Genomic DNA, 15039 nt, shown 5'->3' with positions numbered 1-15039 from the left:
GCCGTCGATGGCAGCGCCGTGAACGGCCTCGGCACCGCGTGGCTGCTGGGACGCCCCCGCTCGCTGGAGGTCGCCTACACGATCGCGTGGTGAGGGCGACGTCGTCCGTCCACGGCCCTGCCAGCCGAGGGGCGCGGGTCATCCTTCGGGTGGAGCGGCTCCGACAGGATCGGGCGAAGGGCGGCCGACGGCTCTCACCCAACGCAAGCCTCTGATGAAACACTTAATTTTGCCGTCGACACGGCGTCCGATGCAACGTCGTCGGGCTGCTCGCGTTGGGCCCTGCCGGACAAGGCCGGCCGTCGGCACGGTCGCCGAAGAAATGGGGGGACGGGATGATGCACCGAGCGGCAGCGATAGGCGTCCTGGCGGTGCTGGTTCTCGTCGGCCCGTCGCTGGCGGCAACCCGCCTGAAGATGGACGACAAGGCCTCTCTCTGGCCGCGTGCGGGGGCGAGCGAGAAGATCGACTTCACCAATCGCGTGGGCAAATCGATGAGCACCCTCTCACCGAACCTCGACAGTCGCTACTTCATGCGCTGCCTGGAAGAGGTCGCCAATATCGGCGACACCAAGGATCTCACGATGAGCGACATGGTCCGCACCTGCGTCTCGCTGCAAGGCAGCCGGTCCGGCGACTCGGAGTGACGCGATGGTTGTGCGCAAGACGAGGATGCGACCTCACGCTTCGCTTGCGTAAGTCCGAGACAGCCTTGCCGGGATCGCTTGTGGGAGTGGTGCCGCAAGAGGGATTCGAACCCCCGACCCCCTCATTACGAATGAGGTGCTCTACCAGCTGAGCTATTGCGGCGCCGGATCGGGCTCGACGGATCGAAGCCTGACGGAATGCGTCGCGTCTTAGACGGCCCTTCCGCCCTTGGCAAGCCTCGGATCGGCCGCGACCCCGACCACCGCGTTGCAGTGCCGAGGGGCTTATGCGTAAGACCTCGCCGATGAACGAGCCTCTCACCTCCGACGCCTTGAAGCCCCAGATCACCGGTGTGCCGGGCCGGCCGCCCCTGGTGCTGGCCTCGGCCTCTCCACGCCGGCTTGCGCTGCTGCAGCAGGTCGGCATCGAGCCGGATGCGCTGCTGCCGGCCGATATCGACGAGACCCCGCGCAAATCCGAATCGCCCCGCGATCTCGCCCGCCGCCTTGCCCGCGAGAAGCTCGAAGCGGCTCGCGCCGCGGCACGGCGCCGGGACGAGCTGCGCGAGGCCTATCTCGTCTCCGCCGACACCGTCGTCGCCGTGGGGCGCCGGGTGCTGCCCAAGGCCGAACTGCTCGACGAGGCGGCCGATTGCCTGCGGCTGCTCTCGGGGCGGGCACACCGCGTCTATACCGCGGTCTGCATCCTCTCGCCGAAGGACCGGCGCCGCGAGCGGATGGTCGAGACCCGTGTGCGCTTCAAGCGTCTCTCGAACCGCGAGATCGAGGGCTACCTCTCGTCGGGCGAGTGGCGCGGCAAGGCCGGCGGCTACGCCATCCAGGGCTTGGCGGCGGCCTTCGCCGTGAAGCTTGTCGGCTCGCATAGTGCGGTGGTGGGACTGCCGCTCTACGAGACGATGAGCCTTCTCGAGGGCGAAGGCTTTCCCGTGCGCGCCGCCTGGGGAGCCGCCGTATGAGGTCTGCGGCGACCAAGGCATCGCCCCCCTGTCCCATCTGCGGCAAGCCGGCCCAGCCCGAAACCAAGCCGTTCTGCTCGCCGCGCTGCGCCGATATCGACCTCGGGCGCTGGCTCGGCGAGCGCTACGTGATCCCGGGCCCGGAGGACGAGGAGATGCCGCGCCCACCCCGTTCGGACGACGGAGACCGCACGCGCTGAGCCCGGAACCCGTGCCCGGCAAAAAAGCTTCGCTTCCCGCCAAACAGAGGCTGGACAGGCCCGAAACGCTTCACTATACCCCCGCCAGCCGACGACGCAGCGCGACGCGGCCGACGCCCAGGTAGCTCAGTTGGTAGAGCATGCGACTGAAAATCGCAGTGTCGGTGGTTCGATTCCGCCCCTGGGCACCATTGTGTCCTAACCCCTTCTATCGTTGATTTTATTGGTCTTTCGACGCTGAACCGGTACACAAAACCGGGACACACGGCGACGATGATCCTCACGATGAAGCGGCACGCGGCACGGACCGATTCTTCCGTCCCTCAGTTCAAACGACGTGTCCCGCTCGACGTGGTTTCGCGCGTCAAGGGACGCCTCGTCACGTTCGCTCTGCCGGCTGTCGGCCGGGAGCCGGAAACGGTCGTCACGCTCAAGCTCGGCGAGTTCGCGAAGGTTAGTCTGAGGACGAAGAACCTCGACGCGGCCAAGGTTCGTGCCATCGCCCTAGCCTCGCACTTGGAGACTCTATGGGAAGCCGTGCGGCAGGGGCCGGCTCCGGTCTCTCAGCGGAATCTGGATGAGATGGCGCGCGAAGTTTACCTCGCCCTCATGTCGGAACACGGCGACAATCCTGGCACACCCGAGAGATGGGAGGCGTTCAAGGCCCTAACTCGGGCAGCGCTTGAAGGTCGGATCGCGGGGGCTCCACCAATCCGAGCGAATGGGCAAAGCGATGATGCCGTGGCGGCCGAGATGCTGTTCGGCGGATTCACCGGGTCGGATCTGACGGAGTGGATCAACGCGATGGACGCCAACCAGGGCGATGAAGCCTTGGTCCAACGTGTCGGCCGCCTCACATTCTGGACCCTGGATAGGCGCGGCATCACCGTCGACTCGGCAGTTCAGGTCGATCTCATGCGGCGAGTGGCACGGGCTGCGCTCGATGCGGCCTGGGCGCTCAAGAGGCGTGCCGGGGGAGATTGGCGCCCCGATCCGGCGGCAGAGCGTTTCCCCGTCCCTGAGACCAAGGCGAAGGCACCGGGTCTCACTCTCACTCAGGTCTTCGAACGCTGGCGGGCAGAGGCCAAGCCGTCACCCTCGACCGTCTCGACGTGGCAAGGCGTCGTCAAGGATCTCAAGAGCTACCTGAAGCACGAAGACGTTGCCCGGATCACCGAGAGCGATGTCGTCGGCTGGAAGGACGCGCTCATAGCCCGAGGCATCAAGCCCGGCACGGTCAACAACGGCTTCCTCGCCGGCCTGAAAGCCCTGCTCAACTACGCCAAGCGCAACAATCTGATTCGTTCCAACCCGGCCGAAGGCATCCGTGTCGCTGTGAAGGTGAAGGCCGGTGAGAGGATGCTGGCATACTCCGATGAAGACGTGGCGCGGTTGCTCGCCTGTGCTTCGAGAGAGATCGCCCCGGCCAAGCGATGGCTTCCCATGCTGGCGGCCCTGACCGGTGCCCGTATCGGCGAACTGGCGGCTTTGTGGGGAACCTCTGTCATCGAGCGGGAAGGCGTTGTCGGCATCAACATCGCCCCATCACCGGACGGCGCGACGCTCAAGAACGCAGGCTCCGAACGCTTCGTGCCGCTCCACCCGGAGATCGTCCGCGCCGGCTTCGTGGAGTACGCCCGAACAAAGGGGCACAACCCTCTGTTTTACGGCAAGCCCGCCCGCCGTGGGTCAGAAGCGAAGCATCCTTCAAAGGGGACTACGAACCACCTATCGACATGGATACGCGGGCAGGGCTTCGATAACGAAAGGATCGCCCCTGCTCACGGGTTGCGACACTTCTGGAAGTCGGCGGCGTCACGGGCAGGGATCGCTGACTCCATTGCCGACGCCATCCAAGGGCACAGCGACGACAGAGCGGCGGCGCGATATCGGCACATCAGCATCGCACAGATGAATGAGGCGATGGAGCGATTCCCGGTGCCTGCCCTCCCCTCTCAGGTTCCGGCTATGGACGCCATGCCTGCTACGCCCGCACCGGCTGGTTGAACGGCACGAAGGCGTCATCGGGCAACGGCATGTCGTCAGCCTCTAGAGACGACTCGATGTAGTCGCGCGCCACATCGATCACCCGGCGCAGAGTTTCGGAGCGGCTGTCGTGTTCCTCATCGCAATCCGTGAGGCCGTTCAGCCAATCGACCTGATCCTCACGAAGGACCACGCTGATATCCTTGAGGGTGTCAGTTGGCCTGAACAACATGTGATTGCGCCCGCTCATGTCAGCCTCGCCGTCGAGTTGATCGACATAAGGCCAACCAGGAGAACGTCGGCGACGGCCTCAGACAGGCTTTCGGACTTCCATCTGTCGGCAATGACGCGGACCTGGGCCGCCACGGCGGGGTCGAGCACAACGGGAAGAATCAGGTCGCCGCTCGGGTGATGATACACCTCGGGATCGGTAGCGTAGTTCGTTGAAATTTGTGTCACTTGCATGTGTCCTGTTAGGGTGGCGGGCTCGGACGGCCCATAGGATGGCGCAGGAAGCCCGTAGGCGGGCGTTCGTGCATTTGGGCGCACGAGGTCGCCTCGGTGCCGTTATCGGGCATCCCGAGTGATCCTCGGCAACATTTTCATTTGGAGTGGTGGAACCAAGCTAAGGCTCGGCCGTTGAGGGCTTGAAGTACCGGCCGTGACCGGCGCTTTGCCTCGTCCTCACATCGTATATTCGCGGGATGCCCGTGATGCACCGGCCAGGGTCATCGCCGGATCGATGAGACGCGTCTTGATCTAGGGATTTCCGGGGGGATGCCCCGAACTTCAGAGGCGAGCGGGAAGGCTAGCGATACGTCGAAGCTCGGCTGCGATGCCGTCGAGCACATCGGCCGGGACGTCGAGGATGGAGATCGACTCGTCCGCGACGGGGATCTCAACCGCCTGGATCGGGGTGGCCTTGGCCTGCGCCTTTAGCCGGTAGGAGATCGCGGCGCGGATGTATTCTTCGGCTCGTTCCTGGGCGATGGGATCGGGCGTGAGGCCAACGTCCTCGTCCGTCAACACCGTCATGTTCCTTACGGGCATCGTGATCGTCTTCGAGTGAGACGGACGTGCGAGCAACAGGGCGCGCGGTACTGACTGACGGCGAGTGAGAGGCTTCACGGCCCAGCTAAAGCGTTTGTTCGACATATCGGCTTTCGATTGAATGGAAGGGGGCGAACCAAGGGGGTTCAGGCGGCCCGGCAGGGTTTGCTTTGATTCAAAGCAATCATGCCCTGGCACCGCTCGGCCTCTGAGGAGCGCTCTCGTCCCCATCGGCGAACAGATCGGTCTGAGCGGCCCGTGCCGGCGCAAGACGTGTTTCGACCACGCTCATCACCTGGGCGGCATCCATCCCGGCCGTGTGCTTCAAGGCGGTCTTGATGCTGCAACCAAAGGCGTCGGCATAGGCGCGACGGGCAGCGGTCACCCCGAACGCCCGCCTTCTCGTCTTCTTCGGTTCGGCACTGATGCGGATCGAAGCGTGCCAATCACTCTCGCCGGCTTCCTTCTTTCCGGACAAGCGCTCGGGCGGGAGCAGATCGGCTTCACGCTCGGCCATCCGGGCGTTGAACTCCTCGATCGTGAGGACCGCGAGGAACGTGTCGATCTCCACGTCAGAGAAGCCCAGCGTCCATTTCCAGTGGCGTCGCTGCGGATAGCCGTATCGTTTCTCCGGCAGGGGCGGCAAACCCTTTCGGAGGTAGGGAAGGAAGTCGATCACCTGGGCGGAAGTCTTTGCGGTCATGTGGATCTCTTTCTGTAAGATGTATATCACAGGAGAGGGTCCGCACAAAGCGATGTCTTGGACTTCACGTCTCCTTTTGCTTGATCTTTGGATGTTGATCGGAGGGGTTTCGAACCAGGAACAGGGTGTGGCGGCTCCCGGCGTCGCGTCTCTACTTCTACCGATGGAGACGGCTCGGGCGGTGACTGGTAGGCCACCGCCCTAAACTTCAGCCAATCCCCTGGATCGGATCACGCCGCTTCAGCAACAGCCGGCGCCGGAGTGATCTCGAACATGGTCTCAGCACCTTCCTCGCAGGCCTTGGCGTAGGCTCGCATCCAGGCTGGCATCAGCTTCGAACTGCGCTTGCTCGCTCGACGCTTCCGGTCCTGTGTACGGTAGGCATCCAACCAGAACGCTGCGCAGTCCTTCTCAGGATTGTTCCCGTCCTCGTCGTCCGGGATGTCCTGTGCGACGATCCACTCACACGCCTCGAAGAACTTCTTCTCGAAGGTGCCACGCTCATGCCACTTGCGGGCGGCTTCTTCCGTCAGTTCACGGCCACGCTTGGCTTCATGCCAACGGTGGATGATCAAGCCTTCCTCTCCCCCGTAGGCGTAGACGTACCCGTAGCGCTCACGCTTGTGGCGAGTGACCTTCCGGGCAGTAGACGACCCCTCGGAACAGGCTTCGGTCTCGACCCCCTGGGAGACGTTCCCGGATACATCCGTTAGCGGGAAATGGCCGATTTTCTGGCTCTTATCGGTGCAAACCCGGACATCCTTATCGGTGCAAATCGGCCCCTTAAGGGACAAACGCTCATCGACCAAGGCGACGACCTGGGCGGCATCGAGCCCGTTCGTCCGCGTGATTGACGTCCGCTCCGAACAGCCGAACGCCTTTGCATATTCCCGCCTCGCAGCCGTCACGCAGAAGGCCCGCTTCCTCGTCTTCGGGCCTTCCTTCGCGATGCGCTTGGACGCGTGCCAGTCGGATTCACCAGCGAGCTTCCTCCCTTCAAGCCGGCTCGGAGGAAGAAGGGCGGCCTCGCGCTTGGCGATGCGCGCATGGAACTCCTCAGCGCTCAGCTTGCGGGCGTTGCCGGAGATCGTGTCGGGCGCAAACCCTAGGCGCCGGCACCAGTCCTTCAGTTGCGCCAGCGTGTAGGGCACCCTCGCCCAGTCGCCTCGAAAGGACGGACCGGTAGCCGGATTGACGGTCGGGAGGCCGGTCTTCACGCCCTTGGCAAAGATCTCCTGCTTCTTGGAGACGCTGAGGTTGAGCGCCACGGCGATGTCCATCAGTTCGACCAGAGGGACGTGCCAGATCTTGGCGGTTCCCGTGGTTTCGAGCCGATGATGGGCGATGACGTTCTGACGGGATGCGTTCGCCTCGGCCGTGGCCTTCTTCTCATCCCACAGCGCGCGGGCGACCGGATCGGAGCTTTCGAGCGTGTCGGCGAGACGTTCAATCCACGTATCGTCGGTGACGCCAAGCTCGCCGCGAATCTGGGAAAGCTCGACCATGGCGTTGGCGTAGAGCGGCCAAACCGCATCAGGGATCACAAGCCCCCAACGACGATGATGTCGGACGATCTTCTCGACGGCCGGGATCGCCCACGACAGCCGAGCGGCGCGAAACCGGAGATGTTCGGCAACGACCGGACGCGTCGGCGACGATAGATAGAGCCTATCGTCGGGAACAAAATCGATAGGTTGCGCGTTGAGGTGGGACGTGGTATCGATCATCTCGTCAACTGTTTCGCGCCCCTTCCGCTTCGCCTTCCGAGCATTCGGCGGGAGGGGTGCCCCTTTCTTTCTCTTACGGTCTTGATCTCCTTCGCCGGGAGGCCTAAGACCGAATCACAATGTTTGTCCGCTTCAGTGCGGGTGTTTTCGTGTTACCACAACTCTGCCCGTTAAGCAACGGGTGGGGATTTTGTGCTTGACTTGGCAATCCAGGCGTTGCAGCCGAGTGCATCGCGACGTAGGTGGCCTGGTCGTCGTTGAGGTAGTAGGCGGTTCCGGTCGCTCCCCCCTTAGGTCCAGAGGTTATCGCGCTGAACGCGATAACTCCAAACCGTTCTAACTCCTCACGATACGAGGCAATAGTCCGGCGGATGTCCTCCGGCTTGGACATGCCAAGAGCCTTCGCCAGATCGGTATCGAGGATGCGCGGCTCCCCTTCGACCCGGTGAATCGGAAAGGCTAGATCTGTCGAGGAAGGACGGAAATCTCACGATGTCGAGCGTGGAGATCGCCGAGCTGACGGGGAAGGAACACAAGAACGTCGTAAGGGATATTCGTGTTCTTTTTCAACAGCTTGGAGTCGACGGGCTCAAGTTTGAGCGCGTCTACAAGGGAGCCAATGGGGAGGATCGTCCCTGCTACCTCCTCCCCTACGACGAGACGATGGCCCTGATCACGGGGTACTCGGCGCCGCTTCGGATGGCAGTGATCAAGCGCTGGCGCTTCCTTGAAGAGGAGCGTGAAAAAGTCGATCTGCAATAAGACGTATCGCTTAAACCGATATGAGGGGGTGGTGAAACACCACCCCATGCTAAGCGCCTCTCTCTGTTGCGAAATCCGAAATGCAAAGGGTGCGAGTTCAACTCGTACCCTTCTAATCGGACCCGAGTCGACCGGCGGTCACCCCTGGGTCGGAATCGGCGATCCGACGAGACGCGGCATGGAAGTGTTCACGCCGGGAAGGACATTGGCAGCGGGCGGCAGCACCATTCCAAACACCTCCCCAGGGCCGACCGTCAAGAACGTTGTAGACGGCGTGTTGCCGGCGATCTGGCCTGTCGTGGAGGAAGCGAACTCGGCAGCTAGGCCGTTCACGCCACCCTGTCCACTGAAGGTTGTGCGGAGCCCGCTTCCCTTCTCATACGAGTGCCTGACGGCGTCGAGGGTATACGATCCGTCGATCCCCGGCCGGATGCCGGCGACGACGATACGCTGCAAGTCACGGACCCACGGGTCACCTTCCGCAAGGGTCGCGCCGATCCGATCTCCCGATCTGTCTAGCTGAGCCATGGTCGATTTTGCCGCCGCCGTAGCCTCGTCTTTGGAAGCGAAGACGTGAGGCAGTTTGAAGATCGCCTCGCTATCGAGTCCGGTCACGGCCGACATAGCGGCTTCTGCGGGAGTGCGGTTGCCGTTCTCGTCGCGGTAGTCTGCGACCGCCTTGGCGAAGTCCCCTCGGCTTTCCTTCGTCACCTCAAGGTCTGCAAAGCTGTAGTCCCTGAGCACATACGTAGGTTGTGCGAAGTCAGACACGCTCGACCCGCCCGCGCGAGGAACGAGACTAACGCGGCCATCAGTGATCTTCGCGACAGCGTCGTACTGACGCTCTAACCTGTTAATGAGGCCGCCGAAACTTGTGATGTTACTCAACGACGGAATCTTCTCATCTGCAATCGAGGGATGTATGTCGATCTTGAACCCGAGAGGATTTCCAACTTCCGCAAGTATCTGCTCAACAGTCTTGTCGGAGAAGTTGTTAATGCGTTGCGTTTTCAGATCGTTGAGTGAAGATGCTGTCGTGCCGCATACGGTGATTGAACGAGGTGGAAGGCTATATGTCACCTTGTTGATCTCAAACGATCCCATAAAGGCAAGGCCGACGCCTTCATACCCAAGATGAACCTCGAGTCTGTCCTTAACCTGCGGACTTGCGATCTTGAAATCCCGATCATCGAGGGTGATGGTCACCGAGTCTTGAGCACCGCCACCGGCCGTCAATTCGACCACGATAGAGGTGGTTCGATCACGGAACCGCGCGGTGAGGTCTTCGCCACCCTTGTAGATCGCAAAAGTGGGTTTGTAGCCTGAGGGCATTTTCTTGTTCTCTGAAGATAGATGGAGGATGAACAGCCGGCACCCTCCCCTTGCGAGGATAGATGCCGACTGTTTTGCTTGTTGTGCTAGCCGATACCGGAGATCGAGCCGGGGTCTAGATCATGCGTGCGTCGGTTCATGTTTTGCGACAACTTGCGCTCGACGGCCGCCGCGATCTGTTCGGGGCTCTGATTCGCTCCGTTAATCGTGATCGGCGCCGAGACCGAAGTCGTGCTCGACCCGCCACCTGCCGTTCCGGCCTTGACTGGCGAAACAGGAGCGCTGGTTCCCAGAGGCGCCTTGCTTCCCATGTTCTGACCGAGACCAGATTCACCGGCTCCCGCGCCGTTCCACTTAGGGTTGATCAGAGTTTCGGCATTAGACTTTGCCTTCATGTAGGCGGAAGGATCGTTGATGCGCTCCCTGAGGGAGTTCATCTGATCGCGGTTTCCATTGCTCCACATCAGTTTCTGCATCCGCTCGCGGGCTTTTAGCTGCTTGTAGTCTAGAAAGCGCGGAAGATCCTTGAGCCCGTATCCATCGCCGGCTCCCTGCATCGATGTAAGAGCATCGATGTTCACGGCCTGCCGTCCGGTTCCGACATTGGACTTGCCGAGTTCTTTGATAGCCTGGGCGTTATCCTTCGTCTCGGCTGCAACCTGTTCGGCCGCCTGCATCGCGGGGTTCGTGGAGCGGCGCACGACGAGCTTGGAAGCGTCGGTCCAATCACGCTTGACCTGATTCGAGGAATTCCCTTCGATCAACTCAAGCTGCAACTGACCGTTGCGTCCGATTCGGGTCTTGCCGGTTGCTATCCCGACGTGTCCGCCGCGACCATCAACACCGCGTCCGCGATGCTCTACCGCTATGTCTCCGGCCTTCACGGCTTCGGCTTCTACAGCATTACCCCAACGGAGGAAGCTATTCGCGATGCCAGATCCCGTTCCAGAGTCTCCCACCGCCTTGAGCGAGGCGTTGACGAAGCGAGCGCACCAAGCATTCGCCTCACCGACGATTGATCCACCGCCCATAAACGTTTCGAGAGTGTCGCGGCCTCGACCTTCCCCGAGCCCGATATATTTCTCAGCGACGTTGACGAGCTTGTTTGCAGAATCGACCGTCCCGCCCATCACGGCTCCATTCGCGCCGCCAACCGGCTGAGACGTGCCGGCAACTGTGCGACCGACCTTCCAGCCTTCATGTTTCTGCGTCGCATCGAGAAGCGTCGAGCGCTGCGAGGGCGTGAAGTCTTGCATTCGCGTGTTGGGATCGGCGCCCATCGCCTTAATGTATGCAGGCACATTGTTTTCGGAGGCAGGCGCCCACCGGCGAATGGCCTGCGCAAGGGTCAAGTTCTTGTAGTTTTGTCCCTCGAAAAGCAACTTCTCCTGAGCGTTTCGTCCCGACTTGTAGTCTGGAAAGACTGCGAAACGCCCATCCGTACCAGTTGCGCCCATTGATCGGGCAAATGGACCGTACTCGATATTCCCCGGATTATTATTTCGCCACGAACGGGAGCCGCCCATGCGCTTGTCACCAGGGACGGAAGGACCAGACGAAGCCGCATCCGAACCCGACGATCCGGCACCGGCGTTGAAGCCGGGAGAGGTCTGACCGCCGCCGATGATCCCCCGACCACCGATCCCGACATTGCCGAGAGACGAACCAGGAGTGGAACCTGAGAGAGGACCGCCGCTACCGGTGCCGACAGAGCCGACAGAACCGGTGCTGCCCGAGAGAACCGCCGCCCGAAGATCAGCGCCTTGACCCTGGATAGTCGCCTTCGCGATGCGCCCAGTATCCGAGCTTGTGAAGTTCGCCTTGCGGATCAGTCCCGCGAAGTTATCGTTGGCCTCATAACTCTGCTTGTGGATGAGGGTGTTGTCTTCGATGGCCTTCTTCAGGTCGTCGGCAGGCTTCCGAAGGTTGTCGTTCACGGACGGAGGATCGACCCATGCAGGGGCAGCGCCTTCCCGTGCCTTGTTTCGCTCCTGAGCGTACCGCCCGAAGCGGAGCATCAGATTGTCGGCTTCCTCCTTTGAATAGGCCGGGACGGTGTTGATCGCGGCACCGCCGAAGATCCGCATCAGGCTCGACAGGAGACCCGCACCGGTCGCAGCACCAGCGGCGGCACCGGCACCGGCCGATGATCCCGCAGCACCAGCGCCGGCAGCGGCCGAAGCACCACCGACCAGACCGGCAGCCTTGAGGATCTTCCAAGCCCCGAGAGCCGCCACCGCAAGAGCCGTGATGCCAGAGGCCAGACCGCCGAGCACCGCAATGGCCGGCGCTGCAACGAGGCATGCAGCGGCAAAGGTGACGAGGCGGCCCGTCCATCGGGCGATGGTCTCGGGTGTGGCGTTCGATCCCGTGAAGACCGAGAACAGAGACTTCAGAGCGTTGATCGTGTCACGGATGCCTTCGGCGAACGCTTTGGCCGTGTTCCGCCACGTCTCCACGGCTCCCGCATCGCCCTGCCCCGGCTCTCCGAAGATTCCCTTCAACAGGTCGGGCAGATCCTTGAAGCCGAGCCCGTTGATGAAACCCTCAATCGCTGCCTGAACACGGAGACGGAGCCCACCACCCTGAAGCTTTCGCGACCAATCGAGGAAGTAGTCGCCGACCTGACGCGCTAGGGGAGAGAGAACTTTGCCGATCTCGCCCATGATGTTGAGGAAGCCTGCCGTGATCTGCTTGAACACGAAGGCGAGCTTGAGCTTGTGGAGGTTCCACACGTCGCCGATGGCGTCGAGGCCCTTGGCTTCCTTGGCAAGCTTGGCGGCTTCCCGGTAGGTATCGATGCCCTTGACCATACGGCCGAACTCGCCAAGCCATTCCTGACCGGCGAAGAACTGAATCAACTGTTCTTGCTTCTTCGCGTCCTTGATCTTGGCAAAACGCTGCATGAAGTCGGGCAAGAACTCATCGGGACTTGCACGGCGCTGCCGATCCAACTCGCCAACCGACCCGTAGCCAAGCTCACGAACCAAGAGCTTCGCCCGATCTCCTTCGAGCCCCTTCTTCCGAACCAGATCCGGCATCTTCACGAGCCTGCCGGCGATGTAGTCGAAGAGTCTTCCCGACTCACTGGCCTGATTGCCGAGCGAGGTTGAGGCCGAACCGAAGGCCAGACCCGCCTCTTGGCTCATCCCGAGCACCTGGGCGCCACCGGCACCGCGTTGCAGGAACGAAATCAGCTTCTCAGGGGTCGTGCTCTGCTTGGCCGCGAGGTATTGCAGGCTGTTCGCAACGCTCTTGAGCTTGTCGAAGGAGAATGCCTCGCCCGTCGAAGTGAGCAACGAGTTGATGGTGCCGAGCGTGTCAACGACGCCTTCGAACGGCACGCCCCAAGCTTCCGAGGTCTGTGTCGCGAGACCGGCGAACTGACGCGCGCCTTCGGCCGGGATACCGACCTTCAACGCATCGGTATAGCTCGACAGGAGCTTAGCCGTCCCGACTCCGAGCTGTTCGGCGAGTGGTGCCGCCCATTGGTCACGAAGTTGCCGAGCGGCATCCTGAGAGAGTCCACCGTAGATCCGGCTGTTGATCTCGGCCGAGTCGATATCGCTCTCGGCTGTCAGAGCGCGGCGGGCGAGTGAGGCAGTCGCAGCGGTTCCGACGATGGCGGCAGCGGCGCCGGTTCGCGTGAGGGTGTTGTAGCTGTCCCGGCCGTGAGAGGCGGCTGAATGGGCATTTCCAAGGCCGGAGCGGTAGTCGCGGGAACGATCCCGATCCTCTCGGGCGGCCTGTCGGGAAAGGCGACGTTCCTCGCGATCACGAAGGCCGAGTCGGTATCGATCTAGGCGGATAGACTCGCGGGTGGCACGATCCTGAGTGCGGGCAATCTCGGCTTCCTCACGCTGGCGCTGAGCGGCCATACGGGTGGCAAAGCTCATCCGCTCCTTGAGGGATCGGGCTTCCTCTCGCGCAGCGCGCTTCTGATCGCGCTCCACGGCGGCGGCCTGGGCGGCACGGGCTCGCTCTGTTGCGGCTTGTTCGCGGACCCGTTGGGCGCTGGTTCTGATGGCGAACTGGATCTTATCGCGGATCGCTCGCGTCTCGGCTGAGGCGGCACGGGCGGCGGCGGCCTGGGCGGTCCTGGCCTCACGGGCGGCACGGGCTTCACCGGCCAGACGATCACGGATTGCTCTCGCTTGGTCGCGTTCGGTTTGCCTGTAGCTGCTCTGCCGGAGCCGATGCAGAAACGCCTCATTCCGGGCCGCTTCACGCTGCCGTTGGGCTTCGAGGCGGCTCTTGAAGGTGTAGAGATCGGACGCGGCGCGCTTGTCGGCCGACGATCCCTTTCCTTGGTTCGCTGTTGTCGCCTGGGATTGCTTCGATCCAGGGAATGACGCGGCCTTCGCTGTGGCCTGCATCTGTCGGCTTATCGCCTTGAGTGAGGCTTCGAGAGCCTTCACCCTGCGGTTGAGCCGGTCAACCAGTTCCTCGCCGTGAGTGTTGACGCTGAGGCCAATCGCGACGTTCATCTTGTCATCGGACATCCATAGGGTTCTTCTTGGTCTGAGGGAGGGTAAATCCGAACGAAAAATAGGTTACGCACTAGAGCGACCTGAAACGTTCGGAAGATCTGTCAGAAAAAGACAGGCGTCTAGATTGAAATTCGAACGAAAAATGGTGTGCTATATGGAGGGGTTCGCCGACCAGGGGGCGTGTCGCTCACAAAAAAAGACCGTGGGGGGTCTGTTCACGTCGCCCTGAGCATCACAGCCGCTCGCGTCACCGGCACGGCATCGAGCCGGGGCACGACAACCCGGCAGTCGGAGAACACGACAACCAGTCAGCACCGACAGACGACAGCGTGACCGTGCTGCACTGCTCATCTCTGCGCGCTTGTGAGGCTGTGTCTGACAGTCGGTCCGGCACCCGACCGTTCCATTAGGGCATGCCCCTGCGGAACGTTCCACAACCCTGGCGAGTCCGTTCCACAAGAATTGCCTTGCGTTTTGGAACAGCTCAGGCTTCTATGTCAAGGAACCTAGTGGAACGACTCGACAGGACCGCAGCCATGCTCATCGGATACGCCCGCACTTCGACCCTGGAGCAGGAAGCGGGGTTCGAAGCTCAGGTTCGTGAACTGACTGCTCTTGGGTGTGAGCGGCTGTTCCGGGAACAGGTGTCATCTGTGGCACCGCGCGCCCAGCTTGAGGCCGCTCTTGAGTTCGCCCGGCATGGTGACGTGCTTGTCGTGACCAAGCTCGACCGACTTGCCCGCAGTGTGGTCCACATGGGTAAGATCATCGAGACCCTGGACGCGAAAGGCGTATCGCTTCGCATTCTCGACATGGGAGTCGACAGCACTACTCCGACCGGACGGCTCATGTTGAACGTGCTCGGCGGTGTGGCTCAGTTTGAACGGGAGATGATGCTGGAACGCCAGCGGGAGGGCATCGCCAAAGCCAAGGCCGATGGAGCCTACAAGGGACGGAAGCCGACCGTTCGGGCGCGCTCGGAGGAGATCAAGGCGCTGGCCGGGCAGGGCATGAGCATGGGCGCCATCGCGGCGAAGCTTGGCATCGGGAAGGGATCGGTGCATCGGGCTCTGAGTGCTCCGAAGGCTTGAAACCCTCACTGATAGACACGACATCACGTTTCTGTCGGTTCGCCGACCCGTCCCGACCATATCCCCTTTGATGC

The 15039-nt window shown here is 62.1% G+C and carries 12 protein-coding genes and 2 tRNA genes; 7 read left to right on the top strand and 7 right to left on the bottom strand.

All coding sequences use genetic code 11. The features are described 5' to 3' along the window. The first annotated feature begins 371 nt into the window (after positions 1-371). Complete coding sequence (locus HNR51_RS25235) at positions 372-647, top strand: hypothetical protein (RefSeq protein ID WP_366932732.1); 276 nt, start codon at positions 372-374, stop codon at positions 645-647. 87 nt (positions 648-734) lie between these two features. On the opposite strand, the gene HNR51_RS25230 is transcribed toward HNR51_RS25235, so the two are convergent. Then, positions 735-810 (bottom strand) — tRNA-Thr (locus HNR51_RS25230). 142 nt (positions 811-952) lie between these two features. Here HNR51_RS25230 and HNR51_RS25225 point away from each other — a divergent pair. From HNR51_RS25225 to HNR51_RS25210, 4 genes are all read left to right on the top strand, one after another. Next, a complete protein-coding gene (locus HNR51_RS25225; protein ID WP_141951603.1) occupies positions 953-1624 on the top strand; it encodes a Maf-like protein in 672 nt (223 codons plus the stop codon). Beyond that, positions 1621-1824, top strand: a complete 204-nt coding sequence (locus tag HNR51_RS25220; RefSeq protein ID WP_182556756.1) for a DNA gyrase inhibitor YacG — start codon at positions 1621-1623, stop codon at positions 1822-1824. The genes HNR51_RS25225 and HNR51_RS25220 overlap by 4 nt, the downstream gene beginning before the upstream one ends. A gap of 115 nt (positions 1825-1939) precedes the next feature. After that, a tRNA-Phe gene (locus tag HNR51_RS25215) sits at positions 1940-2015 on the top strand. Positions 2016-2097: 82 nt separating this feature from the next. Next, positions 2098-3831 carry a tyrosine-type recombinase/integrase gene (locus HNR51_RS25210; protein WP_182556755.1) on the top strand — a complete coding sequence of 578 codons (1734 nt, stop codon included), beginning with the start codon at positions 2098-2100 and terminating at the stop codon, positions 3829-3831. On the opposite strand, the gene HNR51_RS25205 is transcribed toward HNR51_RS25210, so the two are convergent. The 4 genes from HNR51_RS25205 to HNR51_RS25190 all read right to left on the bottom strand — a co-directional run bounded on the left by HNR51_RS25205 (position 3809) and on the right by HNR51_RS25190 (position 7290). Then, complete coding sequence (locus HNR51_RS25205; protein WP_182556754.1) at positions 3809-4060, bottom strand: hypothetical protein; 252 nt, start codon at positions 4058-4060, stop codon at positions 3809-3811. The two genes, HNR51_RS25210 and HNR51_RS25205, sit on opposite strands and share 23 nt — an antisense overlap. A 539-nt stretch (positions 4061-4599) precedes the next feature. Then, positions 4600-4836 (bottom strand): hypothetical protein, encoded by a 237-nt coding sequence (locus HNR51_RS25200; protein WP_182556753.1) that lies wholly within the window; start codon positions 4834-4836, stop codon positions 4600-4602. A gap of 208 nt (positions 4837-5044) precedes the next feature. Further along, positions 5045-5563, bottom strand: coding sequence for a hypothetical protein (locus HNR51_RS25195; protein WP_182556752.1), 519 nt, complete (start codon positions 5561-5563; stop codon positions 5045-5047). 230 nt (positions 5564-5793) lie between these two features. Then, positions 5794-7290 carry a hypothetical protein gene (locus HNR51_RS25190; RefSeq protein WP_182556751.1) on the bottom strand — a complete coding sequence of 499 codons (1497 nt, stop codon included), beginning with the start codon at positions 7288-7290 and terminating at the stop codon, positions 5794-5796. 492 nt (positions 7291-7782) lie between these two features. Between HNR51_RS25190 and HNR51_RS25185 the strand changes: the two genes are divergently transcribed. After that, positions 7783-8052 carry a Rha family transcriptional regulator gene (locus tag HNR51_RS25185; RefSeq protein ID WP_182556750.1) on the top strand — a complete coding sequence of 90 codons (270 nt, stop codon included), beginning with the start codon at positions 7783-7785 and terminating at the stop codon, positions 8050-8052. A gap of 138 nt (positions 8053-8190) precedes the next feature. Here HNR51_RS25185 and HNR51_RS25180 read toward each other — a convergent pair whose 3' ends face one another. After that, entirely contained in the window at positions 8191-9384 is a 1194-nt protein-coding gene (locus HNR51_RS25180) for a phage late control D family protein (RefSeq protein WP_182556749.1), read from the bottom strand. 86 nt (positions 9385-9470) lie between these two features. Continuing rightward, entirely contained in the window at positions 9471-13886 is a 4416-nt protein-coding gene (locus HNR51_RS25175; protein ID WP_182556748.1) for a phage tail tape measure protein, read from the bottom strand. 524 nt (positions 13887-14410) lie between these two features. On the opposite strand from HNR51_RS25175, the gene HNR51_RS25170 reads away from it, so the two are divergent. Next, positions 14411-14965, top strand: coding sequence for a recombinase family protein (locus tag HNR51_RS25170; RefSeq protein WP_182556747.1), 555 nt, complete (start codon positions 14411-14413; stop codon positions 14963-14965). Positions 14966-15039 lie beyond the last annotated feature (74 nt).

The sequence above is a fragment of the Methylorubrum thiocyanatum genome (genome assembly GCA_014138645.1).
In the GTDB taxonomy this organism is placed as follows: domain Bacteria; phylum Pseudomonadota; class Alphaproteobacteria; order Rhizobiales; family Beijerinckiaceae; genus Methylobacterium; species Methylobacterium thiocyanatum.
The sequence above is the reverse complement of the archived record's forward strand: the minus strand, read 5'-3'. Positions and strand labels throughout refer to the sequence as shown.